Genomic DNA, 14,214 nt, shown 5'->3' with positions numbered 1-14,214 from the left:
ACCCTTGGCCAGGCGCCGTAGGTGCATGGACCCTGCCTGTCCGATCGGCTTCCTTCGTCAGGAAGCCCGCCCCAAAAATGATCCATACGCAGCGCATCGGCCGGAGCGAAGATTCATTCCTTCAAACGGTGGCAGAGGATGGAATCGACGGGCTCTCATAACAGCGTGTTGAAAAACCCATTGCGCGCAGGCTGTTAAAAAACGGCCGGGCGTAAGGTATGCTAAATCCCGCGGATGCGGCGCACATTTCAGCACGCTGCAGTGGCACGGGATGAGCTCAAAGCAGCAGACAGGCGCTTTTCAACAGCCTGTTAAGCGCTCTTGGTCTCCCGGTACAGGGGGAGCTTCAGATGGATGGTCGTTCCCTGTCCAACCTGGCTGTCGATCTCGAGACCGCCGCCTTCATGCTCCTCGACGATCCGCTTCGAGATGCACAGACCAAGACCAGTCCCGTTCTGTTTGGTGGAAAAAAAGGGGGAAAGAACCTTCTCCTGGTATTCCACTGGAATGCCGCAACCGTTGTCCTGGATGTCGATCGCGACCTTGTCTTCCGCGACCCGGGTCACGACCAGGATGTTGCCTCCGCTTTCCACCGCCTCGCTGGCATTCTTGATGAGGTTCAGAAACACCTGTTTCAGGCGCTCCTCGTCCCCGAACACGAACCGCCCATCGGGGTCTTCCATCAGTTCGATGTTGACAGCCTTCTCAGGATTGTTTTCTCTCACGATGGCGACAGTGTCCTGCAGAAGCCTGTGGAGATCGACGGGGGCAGCCTCCAGAGCCCGCCTGCCGTGGAACTCCCTCAGGTCGGCCAGCAGGTTTTCGAGGCGCTTCACCTCTTTTGCGATAATCTCGAGCTTGCTCTTGTCCTTCGGGTCACTGACGGACCGCAGCAACTGCTGGGAAAACCCCCCGATCATCATCAACGGGTTCTTGATCTCGTGCGAGATCTCGGCGACAAGCTGACCCAAAGCCGCCAGGCGCTCGGACTGCATGATCTTCTCCTGAAGGGCGCGGGTCTCGGTCATATCCCGGACGATGCCGGTGAAGATCAGACGCCCGTCCACCTCAGCGACGGAAAAGGAGATGGATGCGGGGAACATCTCTCCACCCTTCCGCATCGCCAGGATCTCGGTCTCATGCCCGATCCGCCGCGGAACCCTCGACTCCACGTAGCGCGCCACGGCCTCGCGGTGATCTCGGCTGCAGGTAGGGGCCATGATCACGCCGAGATCATGACCAAGCACCTCCTTCCGATCGTAGCCGAAAATCCTCTCGGCGGCCTTGTTGAAAAACAGGACCTTATGGTCTTTGTCGATCGTGACAAAGGCCTCATTGGTATTCTCGACAGCATGTTTGAGAAAAACCAATTCCTCGTTCTGATCGAAGTATTTTTCTGTCTCGCCCATGTTTTTCAATCAAGGCCTCATTCCAGGATTACTCCTTTTCGAACTGATCCTTGGATGCGCCGCAAACCGGGCATGTCCAGTCGGCGGGAATATCCGCAAAGCTTGTACCGGGATCGATGCCGTTGTCAGGGTCCCCTTCAGCTGGATCGTAGACATACCCACATACCGTACAAACGTACTTATCCATTCTTCAACCTCCGCTCTGTTCAAGTCATCATTGTGGTCCTCGGACATGTCGACAGGGCACCTGAATCCCCTTCTCACATACGGGAAAATGCCTCTTCATGTCAGCCATCGCCGCACACGGCCGCCTCGATTGAAGCCCTGGAATTTCATCCATTGAAAAGCTATTGACTGCAAGCCGTTGAAAGTATCCCTAAAGCTAAGGTACGCCGGAGAGGATGTCAAGTTGCTTCGAAGCTCCGGCGGCCGGAGGGGCTCTCATCCAACCCGATTTGCGTGAGGCCCGCACGGACCGGATTGCTTCGACGGGGAACATGTGATAGAGAATAGGATGTCAGGACCGATTCCGATGCTGAATCGAAAAACAAGCCCGTGCCCGGGACCATCCCTCGATGGTCAACAGACAGGGCCGACGCAGGAGAAACGATGAACGGACGGATCGACTATCGTCTTGCGCGGGAGAAAATGGTCAAGAACCAGTTGATTGCCCGCGGTATACAAGACGCGCGTGTGCTCCAGGCCATGGGCAAAATCCCGCGCGACCGCTTCGTGCAGGAAGCCCTCGTCAGCGAAGCCTATAACGACTACCCCCTGCCGATCGGGCACGGGCAGACCATCTCCCAGCCTTACATCGTAGCGATGATGACAGAGGCCCTCGAACTGAAAGGCGACGAAAACGTACTCGAGATCGGCACGGGAAGCGGTTATCAGACGGCGATTCTGGCCGAATTGTCCCGGTGGGTTTACACCGTCGAGCGGATTCGGCCCCTGATGGAGAATGCAAAGCGGGTTCTGACCGAACTGGGACACAAAAACATCTTCTTCAAGGCCTTCGACGGCACGCTCGGATGGAAGGAGTACGAACCCTACGACGCCATCATCGTCGCCGCCGGAGCCCCCAAAATACCACAGCCCCTGCTGGATCAACTGGCTGAGGGCGGCCGGCTGGTCATTCCCCTAGGCAATCGATACAGCCAGGAACTCGTTCAGATCACTCGGAAAAATGGGCAGTTCGTTGAAAAGGGGCTGGGCGGATGCCGCTTCGTGGACCTCATCGGTATCCACGGCTGGCAGGACAGCATCAAGGAATCCTGAAAAGCCCTTCGTCAAACTCGGGTTTGCCCTCGTACTTCTGCATAAACGACCCTGGAACCGCCTCGATGTCCTCTATCAAGCTCCGCTCGATGAGGATTCCGGCGCGGTGGAAGACATCCACAACCTCCTCCAACGTGGGCGGACAGCTCTTCACAGCGAGCATCTCGGCGATATCAGGATGGTTCCGGTTGGCCAGATACATGCACTTGCCGAGCAGGATCGTCTTTTTCTTTCCTGACGTCGGCTGCATTACCTTGCCGGTCAGCACCTCCACCTCATCCCAAGGCTCCCCCTTCCATGCCTTGGCGACCGCCGGCACGACGGCCGCACTGAGAAGGGCACAGTAAGTACAGAGGGTTTGATCATATTGACGGTAAGCCAACCCCTCGATGCCCATGCGCTTCATGGGCACAGGCAACGAGCCGTCCTTCGTATAAGGGAAGGCATAGGCGTGCAACAGACGCTGATCCGCGATCTTTTCTCCGCAGATCTCGATATCTCCCAGATCCGGCGCCCGGCCCATTCTCTTCACCAGATAGTCGAGATGCGGCACCTCTTCAGGCGTGTAGCCAAGGAGGGCCGCCCCCACCAGGTCGGCGGAGAGCCAGTCCGCGGAGGCCACCAGTATATCCTTCCGCCTGATCCGCCCGTCGAAGCCAGGGCCACGCTCGTTCGTGAAGATCCCATCCACGATGGTCAGAGAACGCTCCGGCAGCATGCCAGGCAGCCCGGCCACCTTCCGGTGCAGACTGAGTCCGTCCCTCGTGTCGTGGAAGGCCTTCCGTGAAGGGATATCCAGGCAGCCTTTCAGGTTCTTGACCCCGAGGCTCACAACAGTCTGAGAATGGGTTTTGAGCACCGGCAGGTCCACGACAAAATCGCTTTCCAGGATATCCGCGTTGACCTTTGCGCGGATGCCGTCCCCGAGATCCACCGTTCTGAAGGGACGTTGGTGGATATTCGCGCATCGGACCCCGTAACGCTCTTCGAGCCGGCGATAGCCGAGCATCTCGAAGGCATGGGCCGGGGTCGCAACATCTTTCGGATCGTAGGTCACCATCCCCTCTCCGATGGTCACATGCTCGATCCCGTGGGCCTTCAAAACAGCCACCACATCCGCTACCACGCGGGAAGTGGTGATGACCCCCCATTTGGGAAACGGCACGCGGCGCGACCAAAAGACGATATTCGGCTTGATGAACGTCCTTGCGTCCCGCGGAACGCCCTTTAATCCGTCGCAAAGCCCCACGGCACTCTCGACGGAGCGGGCCGCCTCATCATAGCGGACAACCGAAACGAGCCGTTTATCCATTCCCGGCCCCTTCCGCCGGCACTCGAGCGTTGCCGGCGGATGCATAAATGGAGAACAGCCGCATCATTTCCTCTTTCACCACCTCCGGCACCCCCGGCAGTCTTTCGAGCGACAGTTCCACGAAATCCCCCTTGGATTTCGCGAGAACCCGCCCCTCGGCATCGACCAGTTCTCCGGCCAGCTTGAGATGCCGCGGGTCGGTCGGATCCACGATGCGTCCCCTGGCGGTCAACGTTACCCCTACAGGAACGGGGGCGACGTATTTCACCTCCATCTTCCGCGTGACGAAAAACACCCTGCGAAAGTAGATGATCGACCAGGACATGATTTCATCCAGCAAGGTCGAAATGATACCGCCGTGCGCGATGTTTTCCCAGCCGACGTGCTCGCCCCTCAGGACAACATCGGAACAGAGCATATCGCCGCAGGGATAGAACTGCATGTTCAGCCCCACCGGGTTGGCCGTCCCACAGCCAAAACAGTGGTGGCCGACAGGTTTTTCGATATATCGCCGCTTTTCGTTCATCATCAAGTTCTCTCCGTTGCCAAAAGCAGCCGTGGTGCCCTTTCAGGGCCGGGAGCTTATCGCTCAAGGCTCCACCCGAAATCGGCCCATGGCTCTGTCGCCAGGCGCCGGCCTCACAGCCATGAGCGTGTGCCACGTCATCTCGTGTTCATAAACCCTGTGTATGTCATACCCTGCCGCTCTGATCTTTTCGCGGATCTCCCGAAAAGGAGTCCTCAAAAGACCCGAGATGATGAGCACCGGGCTTTGCAGAAACGCCTCCACGGCGAGCAGGCTCTTGATCACCTCGGCATGGATATTCGCGACCACGACGTCGACCCCCTTCCGGCAGAAGTCCTCTGCCCGCCCTTCCACTACCTGGATCACATCGGAAAATCCATTGAGGGCAACGTTCCGAACGGCGGTCCGGACGCACAGGGGATTCAGATCCACCGCAAGGACACGCTCAGCGTCCAGGGCCGCAGCATAAAGGGCAAGAATCCCGGTCCCCGTTCCGAGATCGAGCACACTATGAAAAGGAAACCTCGCATGCGCCTCAGCCAGGGCGCTCAAACAGTCACGGGTCGTAGGGTGTACTCCGTTTCCGAAAACCACTCCGGGGTCGAGGAGCAGGGTCCTGCCGTCATCTGTTCCGACCCGGGACCACGCCGCCCGGAAGGTAATCCCTCCCGCGGATATACAATCCAGCCCCCCGCCCTGCCACTCCTCATAGTCAAACTGGTACCGCTCGCTCAGCGTCAGTTCAGGACGCTGCGCAAGGAGGCGGGCGACCCGCTCATCAGCAGGTTCCTTGAAAAAGAGAAATGAACTCTCTCCTTCCACCCAATTGCCGATGAATTCAGACCCAAATCCTGACTCATCAGCACGAAGGACCCTGCCCTCCAAAGCGTAGATGTAAAGATCCCGGTAAGGGCAAGATCCCCCGCTCACAACTCCGCCCATCGCTTCAAGACGATCGCTCACAACACGCAACCCACAACCGACGTGCAGATTGAGGCCGAAATTGGCAAAAAAGACCCTTTCCGGCCGGAAAAATAAATAAACATCCCCGCACGTCCACGTCAAGCACAGAATGATCCGCGCGGCTACGGGGTGGAAACATCCGGAAAAGGATGGATGAAAAGCCTCACAACCGATGCCTCGAAAACTTTACGCAGAGCGGGTGATTCAATCCCGTCAGGGCGCGTACACCTCCAAGTCGGTGCGCCCTGCCGGGCGCACCCATAAAAAAAGCCCATCGCAAAGCGATGGGCTTTAAAAGGTAATTCGGCGGCGTCCTACTCTCCCACGCAGTCCCCCACGCAGTACCATCGGCGCTGAAGAGCTTGACTTCCGTGTTCGGGATGGGAACGGGTATTTCCTCTTCGCCATTGCCACCGAAAAACTAAACCAAAAGTAAAGCTGATACAGGACAAGCAATCAAAGGTCTCATTCATTTGGATGGTGAAAATATGGCCAAGCCGCACGACCAATTAGTACCAGTCAGCTAAATGTGTTGCCACACTTACACCTCTGGCCTATCAACCTCGTCATCTACGAGGGGTCTTCAGTCCCCGGACGAATCCGGAGAGGGATATCTAATCTTGAGGTTGGCTTCCCGCTTAGATGCTTTCAGCGGTTATCCATTCCGAACATAGCTACCCAGCGATGCCGCTGGCGCGACAACTGGTACACCAGAGGTTCGTCCATCCCGGTCCTCTCGTACTAGGGAAAGATCCTCTCAAATATCCTACGCCCACGAAAGATAGGGACCGAACTGTCTCACGACGTTCTAAACCCAGCTCACGTACCGCTTTAATTGGCGAACAGCCAAACCCTTGGGACCTGCTCCAGCCCCAGGATGCGATGAGCCGACATCGAGGTGCCAAACCGCCCCGTCGATGTGAACTCTTGGGGGCGATAAGCCTGTTATCCCCGGAGTACCTTTTATCCGTTGAGCGACGGCCCTTCCATTCGGAACCGCCGGATCACTAAGACCTACTTTCGTACCTGTTCGAGATGTCTCTCTCACAGTCAAGCTCCCTTATGCCTTTACACTCTACGGCTGGTTTCCAATCAGCCTGAGGGAACCTTCGCGCGCCTCCGTTACGCTTTGGGAGGCGACCGCCCCAGTCAAACTACCCACCAGACACTGTCCCCGACCCGGATAACGGGCCAAGGTTAGAACCCTAGACTAATAAGGGTGGTATTTCAAGGACGACTCCCTCCCGACTGGCGTCGAGATTTCGCAGTCTCCCACCTATCCTACACATACTAGCCCAAAGTCCAATGTCAAGCTATAGTAAAGGTTCACGGGGTCTTTCCGTCTTTTCGCGGGTAAACGGCATCTTCACCGCTAATTCAATTTCACCGAGTCCCTGGTCGAGACAGTGGGGAAGTCGTTACGCCATTCGTGCAGGTCGGAACTTACCCGACAAGGAATTTCGCTACCTTAGGACCGTTATAGTTACGGCCGCCGTTTACTGGGGCTTCGGTTCAAAGCTTTTCTACCCCGAGGGGCAGATAACAAGTCCCCTTAACCTTCCAGCACCGGGCAGGCGTCAGACCCTATACATCGTCTTGCGACTTAGCAGAGTCCTGTGTTTTTAGTAAACAGTCGCCACCCCCATTTCTCTGCAACCCCCTTCGGCTCCAAAAGAGAATTTCTTCACCTAGTGAGGGCACACCTTCTCCCGAAGTTACGGTGTCAATTTGCCGAGTTCCTTGACCAGAGTTCTCTCGAGCGCCTTGGGATACTCACCCTGCCTACCTGTGTCGGTTTGCGGTACGATCACCTTACTGACTCGCTAGAGGCTTTTCTTGGCAGCATGGGATCAACCAGTTTGTTCCGCTAAGCGGATCCTCATCACCTCTCGGTGTTAAGAGAGAGCGGATTTGCCTACCCTCTCCACCTACAGGCTTGAATCGGGACATCCATCACCCGACTGGCCTACCCTCCTGCGTCCCCCCATCACTCAAACGCCAGTATGGTGGTACAGGAATATTAACCTGTTTCCCATCACCTACGCCTTTCGGCCTCGGCTTAGGGATCGACTAACCCTGAGAAGATTAACTTTACTCAGGAAACCTTAGGCTTACGGCGAGCGGGTTTCTCACCCGCTTTATCGTTACTCATGTCAGCATAATCTCTTCCATTCGGTCCACTGGTCCTCGCGGTCCAGCTTCTACCCGGATGGAATGCTCCCCTACCATCCTTCGACGAATCGAAGAATCCGCAGCTTCGGTAATGCGCTTGAGCCCCGTTATATTTTCAGCGCAGAATCACTTGACCAGTGAGCTGTTACGCTTTCTTTAAAGGGTGGCTGCTTCTAAGCCAACCTCCTGGCTGTCTCTGCATTTCCACTTCTTTTCCCACTTAGCGCATATTTAGGGACCTTAGCTGGCGGTCTGGGCTGTTTCCCTCTCGACCACGAAACTTATCTCCCGTAGTCTGACTCCCACAATAGAAGTTGACGGTATTCGGAGTTTGGTTAGGTTTGGTAATCTGGTAGGACCCCTAGCCCATCCAGTGCTCTACCCCCGTCACTTAATTTGTGAGGCTATACCTAAATATATTTCGGGGAGAACCAGCTATCTCCAGGTTTGATTAGCCTTTCACTCCTATCCACAGGTCATCCGGGAGGTTTTCAACCCTCTGCGGTTCGGGCCTCCAGTCGATGTTACTCGACCTTTACCCTGCCCATGGATAGATCACCTGGTTTCGGGTCTACTCCGTGCTACTGAACGCCCTGTTCAGACTCGCTTTCGCTTCGGCTACACCTGACGGCTTAACCTTGCAACACAGAGTAAGTCGCTGACCCATTATGCAAAAGGTACGCAGTCGAACATGGAATCCCGAGGGATCCCAAACGTTCTCCCACTGCTTGTAGACAAACGGTTTCAGGTACTATTTCACTCCCCTCACCGGGGTACTTTTCACCTTTCCCTCACGGTACTAGTTCACTATCGGTCGCTGGCGTGTATTTAGCCTTAGGAGATGGTCCTCCTGGATTCCCGCAGGGTTCCACGTGTCCCACGGTACTCGGGTGTTCCGTCCAGCAAGTCCAATTCATTTCGTCTACAGGACTATCACCCTCTGTGGTCGACCTTTCCAGATCGTTCGACTATAAATTGGATTTGTGACTTGCCGAGGTGCCTGCAAGCACCTCCAACGGAATCCCACAACCCCGAATGTACAACGCTTGCAGGCTTGACATACATTCGGTTTGGGCTGTTCCCATTTCGCTCGCCGCTACTTTGGGAATCGCTATTGCTTTCTTTTCCTAAGGGTACTTAGATGTTTCAGTTCCCCTCGTTCGCTTCTGCCGCCTATGTATTCAGCGACAGATATCCCAGAATTACCCGGGATGGGTTGCCCCATTCAGAAATCTTCGGTTCAATGCCTGTTTAGCGGCTCGCCGAAGCTTATCGCAGCTAACCACGTCTTTCATCGCCATCCAGCGCCAAGGCATCCACCGTTTGCCCTTAGTATCTTGGCCATAAAGCCATCCATACTAATGAGTAACCTTTTTAAACAAAAAGGCGCCTTTGATTTACTTGTCTCTGTATTCAGTTTTCAAAGAACCATACGGACATTTCGTCCGGAGCGCAAGGCTCAAAGCTGTGAGTCCAACCAGCTTGATCGTCCAGATGACTCATAGCGTTCAGCACTGTGCTCGAATTGGTGGAGGTGAACGGGATCGAACCGATGGCCTCCTGCGTGCAAAGCAGGTGCTCTCCCAACTGAGCTACACCCCCGATGGTTGGTGGGCCTAGTTGGAATTGAACCAACGACCTCACGCTTATCAGGCGTGCGCTCTAACCGAGACTGAGCTATAGGCCCATGCGGTATCCCTTGCTCCCTCAAGACTAAATAGTGATGCCAACTGTAGGATTGACCTAGGATTTAGTGGTTGGAGACCACTTAATCTCCTTAGAAAGGAGGTGATCCAGCCGCAGGTTCCCCTACGGCTACCTTGTTACGACTTCACCCCAATTACCAACCGTACCTTAGGTACCTGCCTCCCCGAAGGGTTAGCCCAGCAACTTCTGGTACAATCGACTTTCGTGGTGTGACGGGCGGTGTGTACAAGGCCCGGGAACGTATTCACCGTGGCATGCTGATCCACGATTACTAGCGATTCCGACTTCATGAAGTCGAGTTGCAGACTCCAATCCGAACTGAGAACTGCTTTTTGGGATTAGCTCCCCCTCGCGGGATAGCGACCCTTTGTACAGCCCATTGTAGCACGTGTGTAGCCCTGGGTATAAAGGCCATGAGGACTTGACGTCATCCCCACCTTCCTCCTCGTTAACCGAGGCAGTCTCTTTAGAGTGCCTAACTTAATACTGGCAACTAAAGACAAGGGTTGCGCTCGTTGCGGGACTTAACCCAACATCTCACGACACGAGCTGACGACAGCCATGCAGCACCTGTCACTCTGTCCCGACAGAGTCGGGAAAACCATGTTTCCATGGCGGTCAAAGGATGTCAAACCCAGGTAAGGTTCTTCGCGTTGCGTCGAATTAAACCACATGCTCCACCGCTTGTGCGGGCCCCCGTCAATTCCTTTGAGTTTTAGCCTTGCGGCCGTACTCCCCAGGCGGAGAACTTAATGCGTTAGCTACGGCACAGCAGGGGTCAATACCCGCTACACCTAGTTCTCATCGTTTACCGCGTGGACTACCAGGGTATCTAATCCTGTTTGCTCCCCACGCTTTCGCGTCTCAGCGTCAGTATTGGTCCAGAGAGTCGCCTTCGCCACGGGTGTTCCTCCCAATATCTACGAATTTCACCTCTACACTGGGAATTCCACTCTCCTCTCCCATACTCCAGAATGGCAGTTTCAAACGCACTTCCAGGGTTGAGCCCTGGGCTTTCACGCCTGACTTGCCAAACCGCCTACACGCCCTTTACGCCCAGTAATTCCGAACAACGCTAGCACCCTCCGTATTACCGCGGCTGCTGGCACGGAGTTAGCCGGTGCTTCCTTTAGTGGTACCATCAGTCTTCAGCGCTGTTTACGATGAAGATTTTTTCCCACTTGACAGAGCTTTACGACCCGAAGGCCTTCTTCACTCACGCGGCGTTGCTGCGTCAGGGTTTCCCCCATTGCGCAAAATTCCTCACTGCTGCCTCCCGTAGGAGTCTGGACCGTGTTCCAGTTCCAGTGTGGCTGATCATCCTCTCAGACCAGCTAACCATCGCGGCCTTGGTGAGCCGTTACCTCACCAACTAGCTAATGGTACGCGGGCCCCTCCTTAAACGGCAACTTTCATGAAGAGGTCACCTTTCATCACAATGACCAAAGTCAAAGGGACGATATCCGGTATTAGCACCGCTTTCGCGGAGTTATCCCAGATTCAAGGGCAGGTTACCCACGCGTTACTCACCCGTGCGCCACTTTACTCTTCCAGCCGAAGCCGGAATTTCTCGTTCGACTTGCATGTGTTAGGCACGCCGCCAGCGTTCGTTCTGAGCCAGGATCAAACTCTCCACTTAAATCATCTTTGGGCTCGCGGCCCAATCTTTTCAGAAGGGCCTACAGCGGCATCACTATTTAGTTTTCAAAGAGCAAGGAATCCGTTCGATTTGTATTTTGAAGATTAGTCTTTTCTTTGGACCGTGTCAAGAACTTTTTTTTGTGCGCCAAAGAAAGCGTGTTTATACCTCGCAGGTTTTATCCTGTCAACAAAAAAAATCGCCTCACGAGGATTTTTTTGAAGTTTTTTTGGATGCATAAAATTCAGCTATCTTATCAACAACATACATAAGTTGGTTTTCCTCCAGTTCCGGGTAGATCGGCAACGCCAACGTCGAATCGGATGCCTCCAAGGCCACGGGAAAATCTTCAGGCCGATGCCCGAGCATCGAGAAGCAGGGCTGCATATGCATCGGGACGGGGTAATAAATCTCGCACCCAATGCCTTGGTCATTCAGGAAGGTTTTCAATCCGTCCCGGTCATAGGGAAGTCTTATGACAAACTGGTTGTAAATGTGTCGGGGCGTGTCTTCGAACGGCAAGCCCACCTCTTTCAGGCCTTTCTCTTCAAAAAAACGTCTGTAAATGGCGGCGTTTCGCCGCCTGCCCGCCGTCCATTGATCGAGGTACCGAAGCTTGACCTGCAGCACTGCCGCCTGAATCGCATCCAGCCGGAAATTTCCTCCCATCAAATCGTGGTAGTACTTCGTCCTCGCCCCATGCACACGCAGCAGGTTGAGCTTCGAGGCGAGTTCCTCATCATGGGTGGTTACCATTCCCGCGTCCCCGAAAGCCCCCAGATTCTTGGAGGGGAAGAAGGAAAAACACCCCATCTGCCCCATCGCACCGGCCCTCATCGTTTCGCCTGATGGAAACCGGTATTCGGCGCCCAATGCCTGCGCAGCGTCCTCGATGACGGCAAGCCCGTATTTTCCTGCAATCTCCAGGATGGGAGACATATCCGCACACTGGCCGAAAAGGTGGACCGGGACGATTGCCTTGACCCGTCGACGCCGCTCTGCGGGCAGCCGATCGAGCATCTCGCCCAGGATCCTTTGATCCATATTATAAGTCTTCTCGTCGATATCGACGAACAAGGGCGTAGCACCCACTCGAAAAATGGAGCCTACCGTCGCAAAGAAGGTGAATGGCGTTGTGACCACCAGGTCGCCGTTGCCTATCCCGCATGCCATCAGCGAGATGAGGAGGGCATCCGTTCCCGAAGAAACGCCCACGGCATAGGCACTCCCGCAATACCCCGCAATCTCCTTCTCCAACTGAGCGACCACCGGCCCCAGGATGAACTGCTGCGATTCGCAGACCCCTTTCACAGCCTGGTCGATCTCATCACGAATCCGTGCGTACTGCACTTTCAGATCAAGTAATGGAACCTTCAAAAGCCTCTCCCTCCCTCCGCCGTAGGGCGGAAAAACCCTCTCTGCCAAAGCGGCCGCAGCTTGCGTCCAGCCCCATCCGGTGTCGCCCCGGGCATCCGGGCGGCAGACGACTCATCGGGTTTTCACCAACTCCGAAACAGCCACCACCTCAAATTCACTGCGAATCCGTGAGGCGAATTCCCGCAGGACCTGCAAGGTGGATTCGTGCGGGTGGCCGATCCCCACCGCCGAACCGTTATGCCGGGCAAGACTCAGCAGTCGCTCCATCTGCGTCTGGACGGCCGGCAGCGAGGGGTCGTCATCGAGGAAAACATTCCTACTCACAGCCTCAAGCCCGAGGTCACCCGCCAGATCGATGGCGACGCTTCGAGGGCTGGTGCGGCTGTCCAGGTAATACAGATCGTGCGACTTCAAAAATGCAAGCACGACACGCATCTTCTCCAGGTTCTCGCTGAAGGCGGATCCCATGTGATTGTTGACCCCTTTGACACCGGGCACCCGTTCAAGGGCCCGATCCAGTGCGTCAGCGATCTGGGTCTCATCCATCTGCAGCAACACCGCACCCTCGCCCGGATCCACCTCCGGGTAACCCTTCGGCTCCATCGGCAGATGCAAGAGCACTTCCAGCCCGCGTTCTTCGCACTTCTCGAGGGCATCCCGTGAAAAGGGGCCGTACGGCAGGATAGAAAGGCTCAACGGAAAGTCCAAAGACATCAGCGCGTCTGCCATCCGCCGGTCATATCCGATATCGTCGATGACGATTGCAAGCTTGGGATGGCGCGGGATTTTCCGATCCTCTGGAACACCCCACACAAGGGAGACAAGATGAGTCCGCAGGTTGTCCTTGCTGATCTCGATCACCATCCGCCCGCCCGTCGAGGATAGGATCCTTCCCCGGATCTTAGGGGCGTCATAGACATCCGCGTTTTGTGCCAGAGCATACGCCAGCTTCCTGGCAGACTCCTCGTTCGAACAGCGGACCGAAAGCTCGGCATAATCCCAGACGATCCCATTGCGATGCTGAGGAATAACCCGCTCGAAAGAGACACTCTCCTCGCCGATCCCCGAATCGAAAAGCACGCGATAAACAGATCGGTCTATCTCTCCCACTGCATCGCGGAAGCCTTCGGGAACGCTGACAACCTCTTCGAAAGGCGGAATGGTCCGGACGGCATCCCCGGTAAACCCCTTGTCCCGAAAAACCCATAACGAGAAAGCCACCAGGCCAAGAAAGGCGAGGAAAAGCCCAATGGTCAACGGACGGAATTTTGACCGCTTTGTGCGCTTCCGGGGTTTTCTTTTCGTTCTCCTTTTCGCTCCCAACCAGACACCAGAACCGTGCGCCGATCCACGCGCCCGTCCTCCAACACCCTAGAGAGTTTCCATCCGGAAATGGTCTTTTTGGCCAATCTCGGCGTCAACCTGCACGTTTGCTTGTGCGGCGACCTGCAGGTCGCCTCCGCACAAACGCTTGATTTCCTTGATATTGGCCAAACCGGGACCCGCCGCGAAGCGGTGGGACTGAGCACCCGAAGGGTGTGAAGAAAAATCCTCATTTCCGGATTGGAAACCGAGTCCTACCGCAAAATCATTTCCGTATGATCTAGAGTACCCCTTGGGGCCATGTTTTCCTGCCGGTTCGGACAATATCAGGATGCCGACTTTATCCTGGAAAAAACCTTCCAGCTTTTCAGCAGATCCAAGGCATACCGAACTTGATTGTCTTGTTCAAGGAGGACCTGTGCGGCCTCCTCTCCCGGGTCTTTGGCATCCTTTTCGCCGCCTTCCTCCCCATCAGATTTCTCGGAAGGCAGGTGTCCCTCCAGGTCCT

At 55.5% G+C, this 14,214-nt stretch carries 9 protein-coding genes, 2 tRNA genes, 3 rRNA genes and 1 pseudogene; 1 reads left to right on the top strand and 14 read right to left on the bottom strand.

Features of this window, described 5'->3' with window-relative positions:
• Positions 1–311: 311 nt before the first annotated feature.
• Together H567_RS0107870 and rd are read right to left on the bottom strand one after the other, a co-directional pair.
• Positions 312–1,409 (bottom strand): two-component system sensor histidine kinase NtrB, encoded by a 1,098-nt coding sequence (locus H567_RS0107870; RefSeq protein ID WP_035253719.1) that lies wholly within the window; start codon positions 1,407–1,409, stop codon positions 312–314.
• Between the two features lie 28 nt (positions 1,410–1,437).
• Complete coding sequence (gene rd / locus H567_RS27810; RefSeq protein WP_084517026.1) at positions 1,438–1,596, bottom strand: rubredoxin; 159 nt, start codon at positions 1,594–1,596, stop codon at positions 1,438–1,440.
• A gap of 434 nt (positions 1,597–2,030) precedes the next feature.
• Between rd and H567_RS0107860 the strand changes: the two genes are divergently transcribed.
• Complete coding sequence (locus tag H567_RS0107860) at positions 2,031–2,687, top strand: protein-L-isoaspartate(D-aspartate) O-methyltransferase (protein WP_028320975.1); 657 nt, start codon at positions 2,031–2,033, stop codon at positions 2,685–2,687.
• Here the strand turns inward: H567_RS0107860 and H567_RS0107855 are convergent.
• From H567_RS0107855 to H567_RS29300, 12 genes and pseudogenes are all read right to left on the bottom strand, one after another.
• On the bottom strand, positions 2,674–3,999 hold the full coding sequence (locus tag H567_RS0107855) for a DUF362 domain-containing protein (protein ID WP_028320974.1): 1,326 nt from the start codon (positions 3,997–3,999) through the stop codon (positions 2,674–2,676). The two genes, H567_RS0107860 and H567_RS0107855, sit on opposite strands and share 14 nt — an antisense overlap.
• Positions 3,992–4,528 (bottom strand): PaaI family thioesterase, encoded by a 537-nt coding sequence (locus H567_RS27055; RefSeq protein ID WP_051184610.1) that lies wholly within the window; start codon positions 4,526–4,528, stop codon positions 3,992–3,994. Before H567_RS27055 ends, H567_RS0107855 begins: the two co-directional genes overlap by 8 nt.
• Before the next feature lie 60 nt (positions 4,529–4,588).
• Positions 4,589–5,488 (bottom strand): 50S ribosomal protein L11 methyltransferase, encoded by a 900-nt coding sequence (locus H567_RS23730; RefSeq protein WP_153306092.1) that lies wholly within the window; start codon positions 5,486–5,488, stop codon positions 4,589–4,591.
• Positions 5,489–5,789: 301 nt separating this feature from the next.
• Positions 5,790–5,906, bottom strand: a 5S ribosomal RNA gene (gene rrf / locus H567_RS0107840).
• 70 nt (positions 5,907–5,976) lie between these two features.
• A 23S ribosomal RNA gene (locus tag H567_RS0107835) occupies positions 5,977–9,003 on the bottom strand.
• Between the two features lie 183 nt (positions 9,004–9,186).
• Positions 9,187–9,262: transfer RNA gene (locus tag H567_RS0107830), tRNA-Ala, on the bottom strand.
• Positions 9,263–9,268: 6 nt separating this feature from the next.
• Positions 9,269–9,347: transfer RNA gene (locus H567_RS0107825), tRNA-Ile, on the bottom strand.
• A 94-nt stretch (positions 9,348–9,441) separates the two neighbouring features.
• Positions 9,442–11,006, bottom strand: a 16S ribosomal RNA gene (locus H567_RS0107820).
• Together the 16S, 23S and 5S rRNA genes with 2 tRNA genes alongside form the textbook arrangement of a ribosomal RNA operon.
• A 204-nt stretch (positions 11,007–11,210) precedes the next feature.
• Positions 11,211–12,383, bottom strand: a complete 1,173-nt coding sequence (locus tag H567_RS0107815) for a DegT/DnrJ/EryC1/StrS family aminotransferase (RefSeq protein WP_028320973.1) — start codon at positions 12,381–12,383, stop codon at positions 11,211–11,213.
• A gap of 111 nt (positions 12,384–12,494) precedes the next feature.
• Positions 12,495–13,640, bottom strand: a complete 1,146-nt coding sequence (locus tag H567_RS27050) for a divergent polysaccharide deacetylase family protein (protein WP_051184608.1) — start codon at positions 13,638–13,640, stop codon at positions 12,495–12,497.
• 114 nt (positions 13,641–13,754) lie between these two features.
• Entirely contained in the window at positions 13,755–13,877 is a 123-nt protein-coding gene (locus H567_RS29815; RefSeq protein ID WP_279614977.1) for a hypothetical protein, read from the bottom strand.
• Between the two features lie 155 nt (positions 13,878–14,032).
• Positions 14,033–14,214 (bottom strand): annotated as a pseudogene (locus H567_RS29300) (hypothetical protein); the annotation flags it as partial.

The sequence above is a fragment of the Desulfatiglans anilini DSM 4660 genome (genome assembly GCF_000422285.1).
Taxonomy (GTDB): domain Bacteria; phylum Desulfobacterota; class DSM-4660; order Desulfatiglandales; family Desulfatiglandaceae; genus Desulfatiglans; species Desulfatiglans anilini.
Note: the sequence above shows the minus strand (reverse complement) of the source record. Positions and strands in the feature narration are given on the sequence as shown.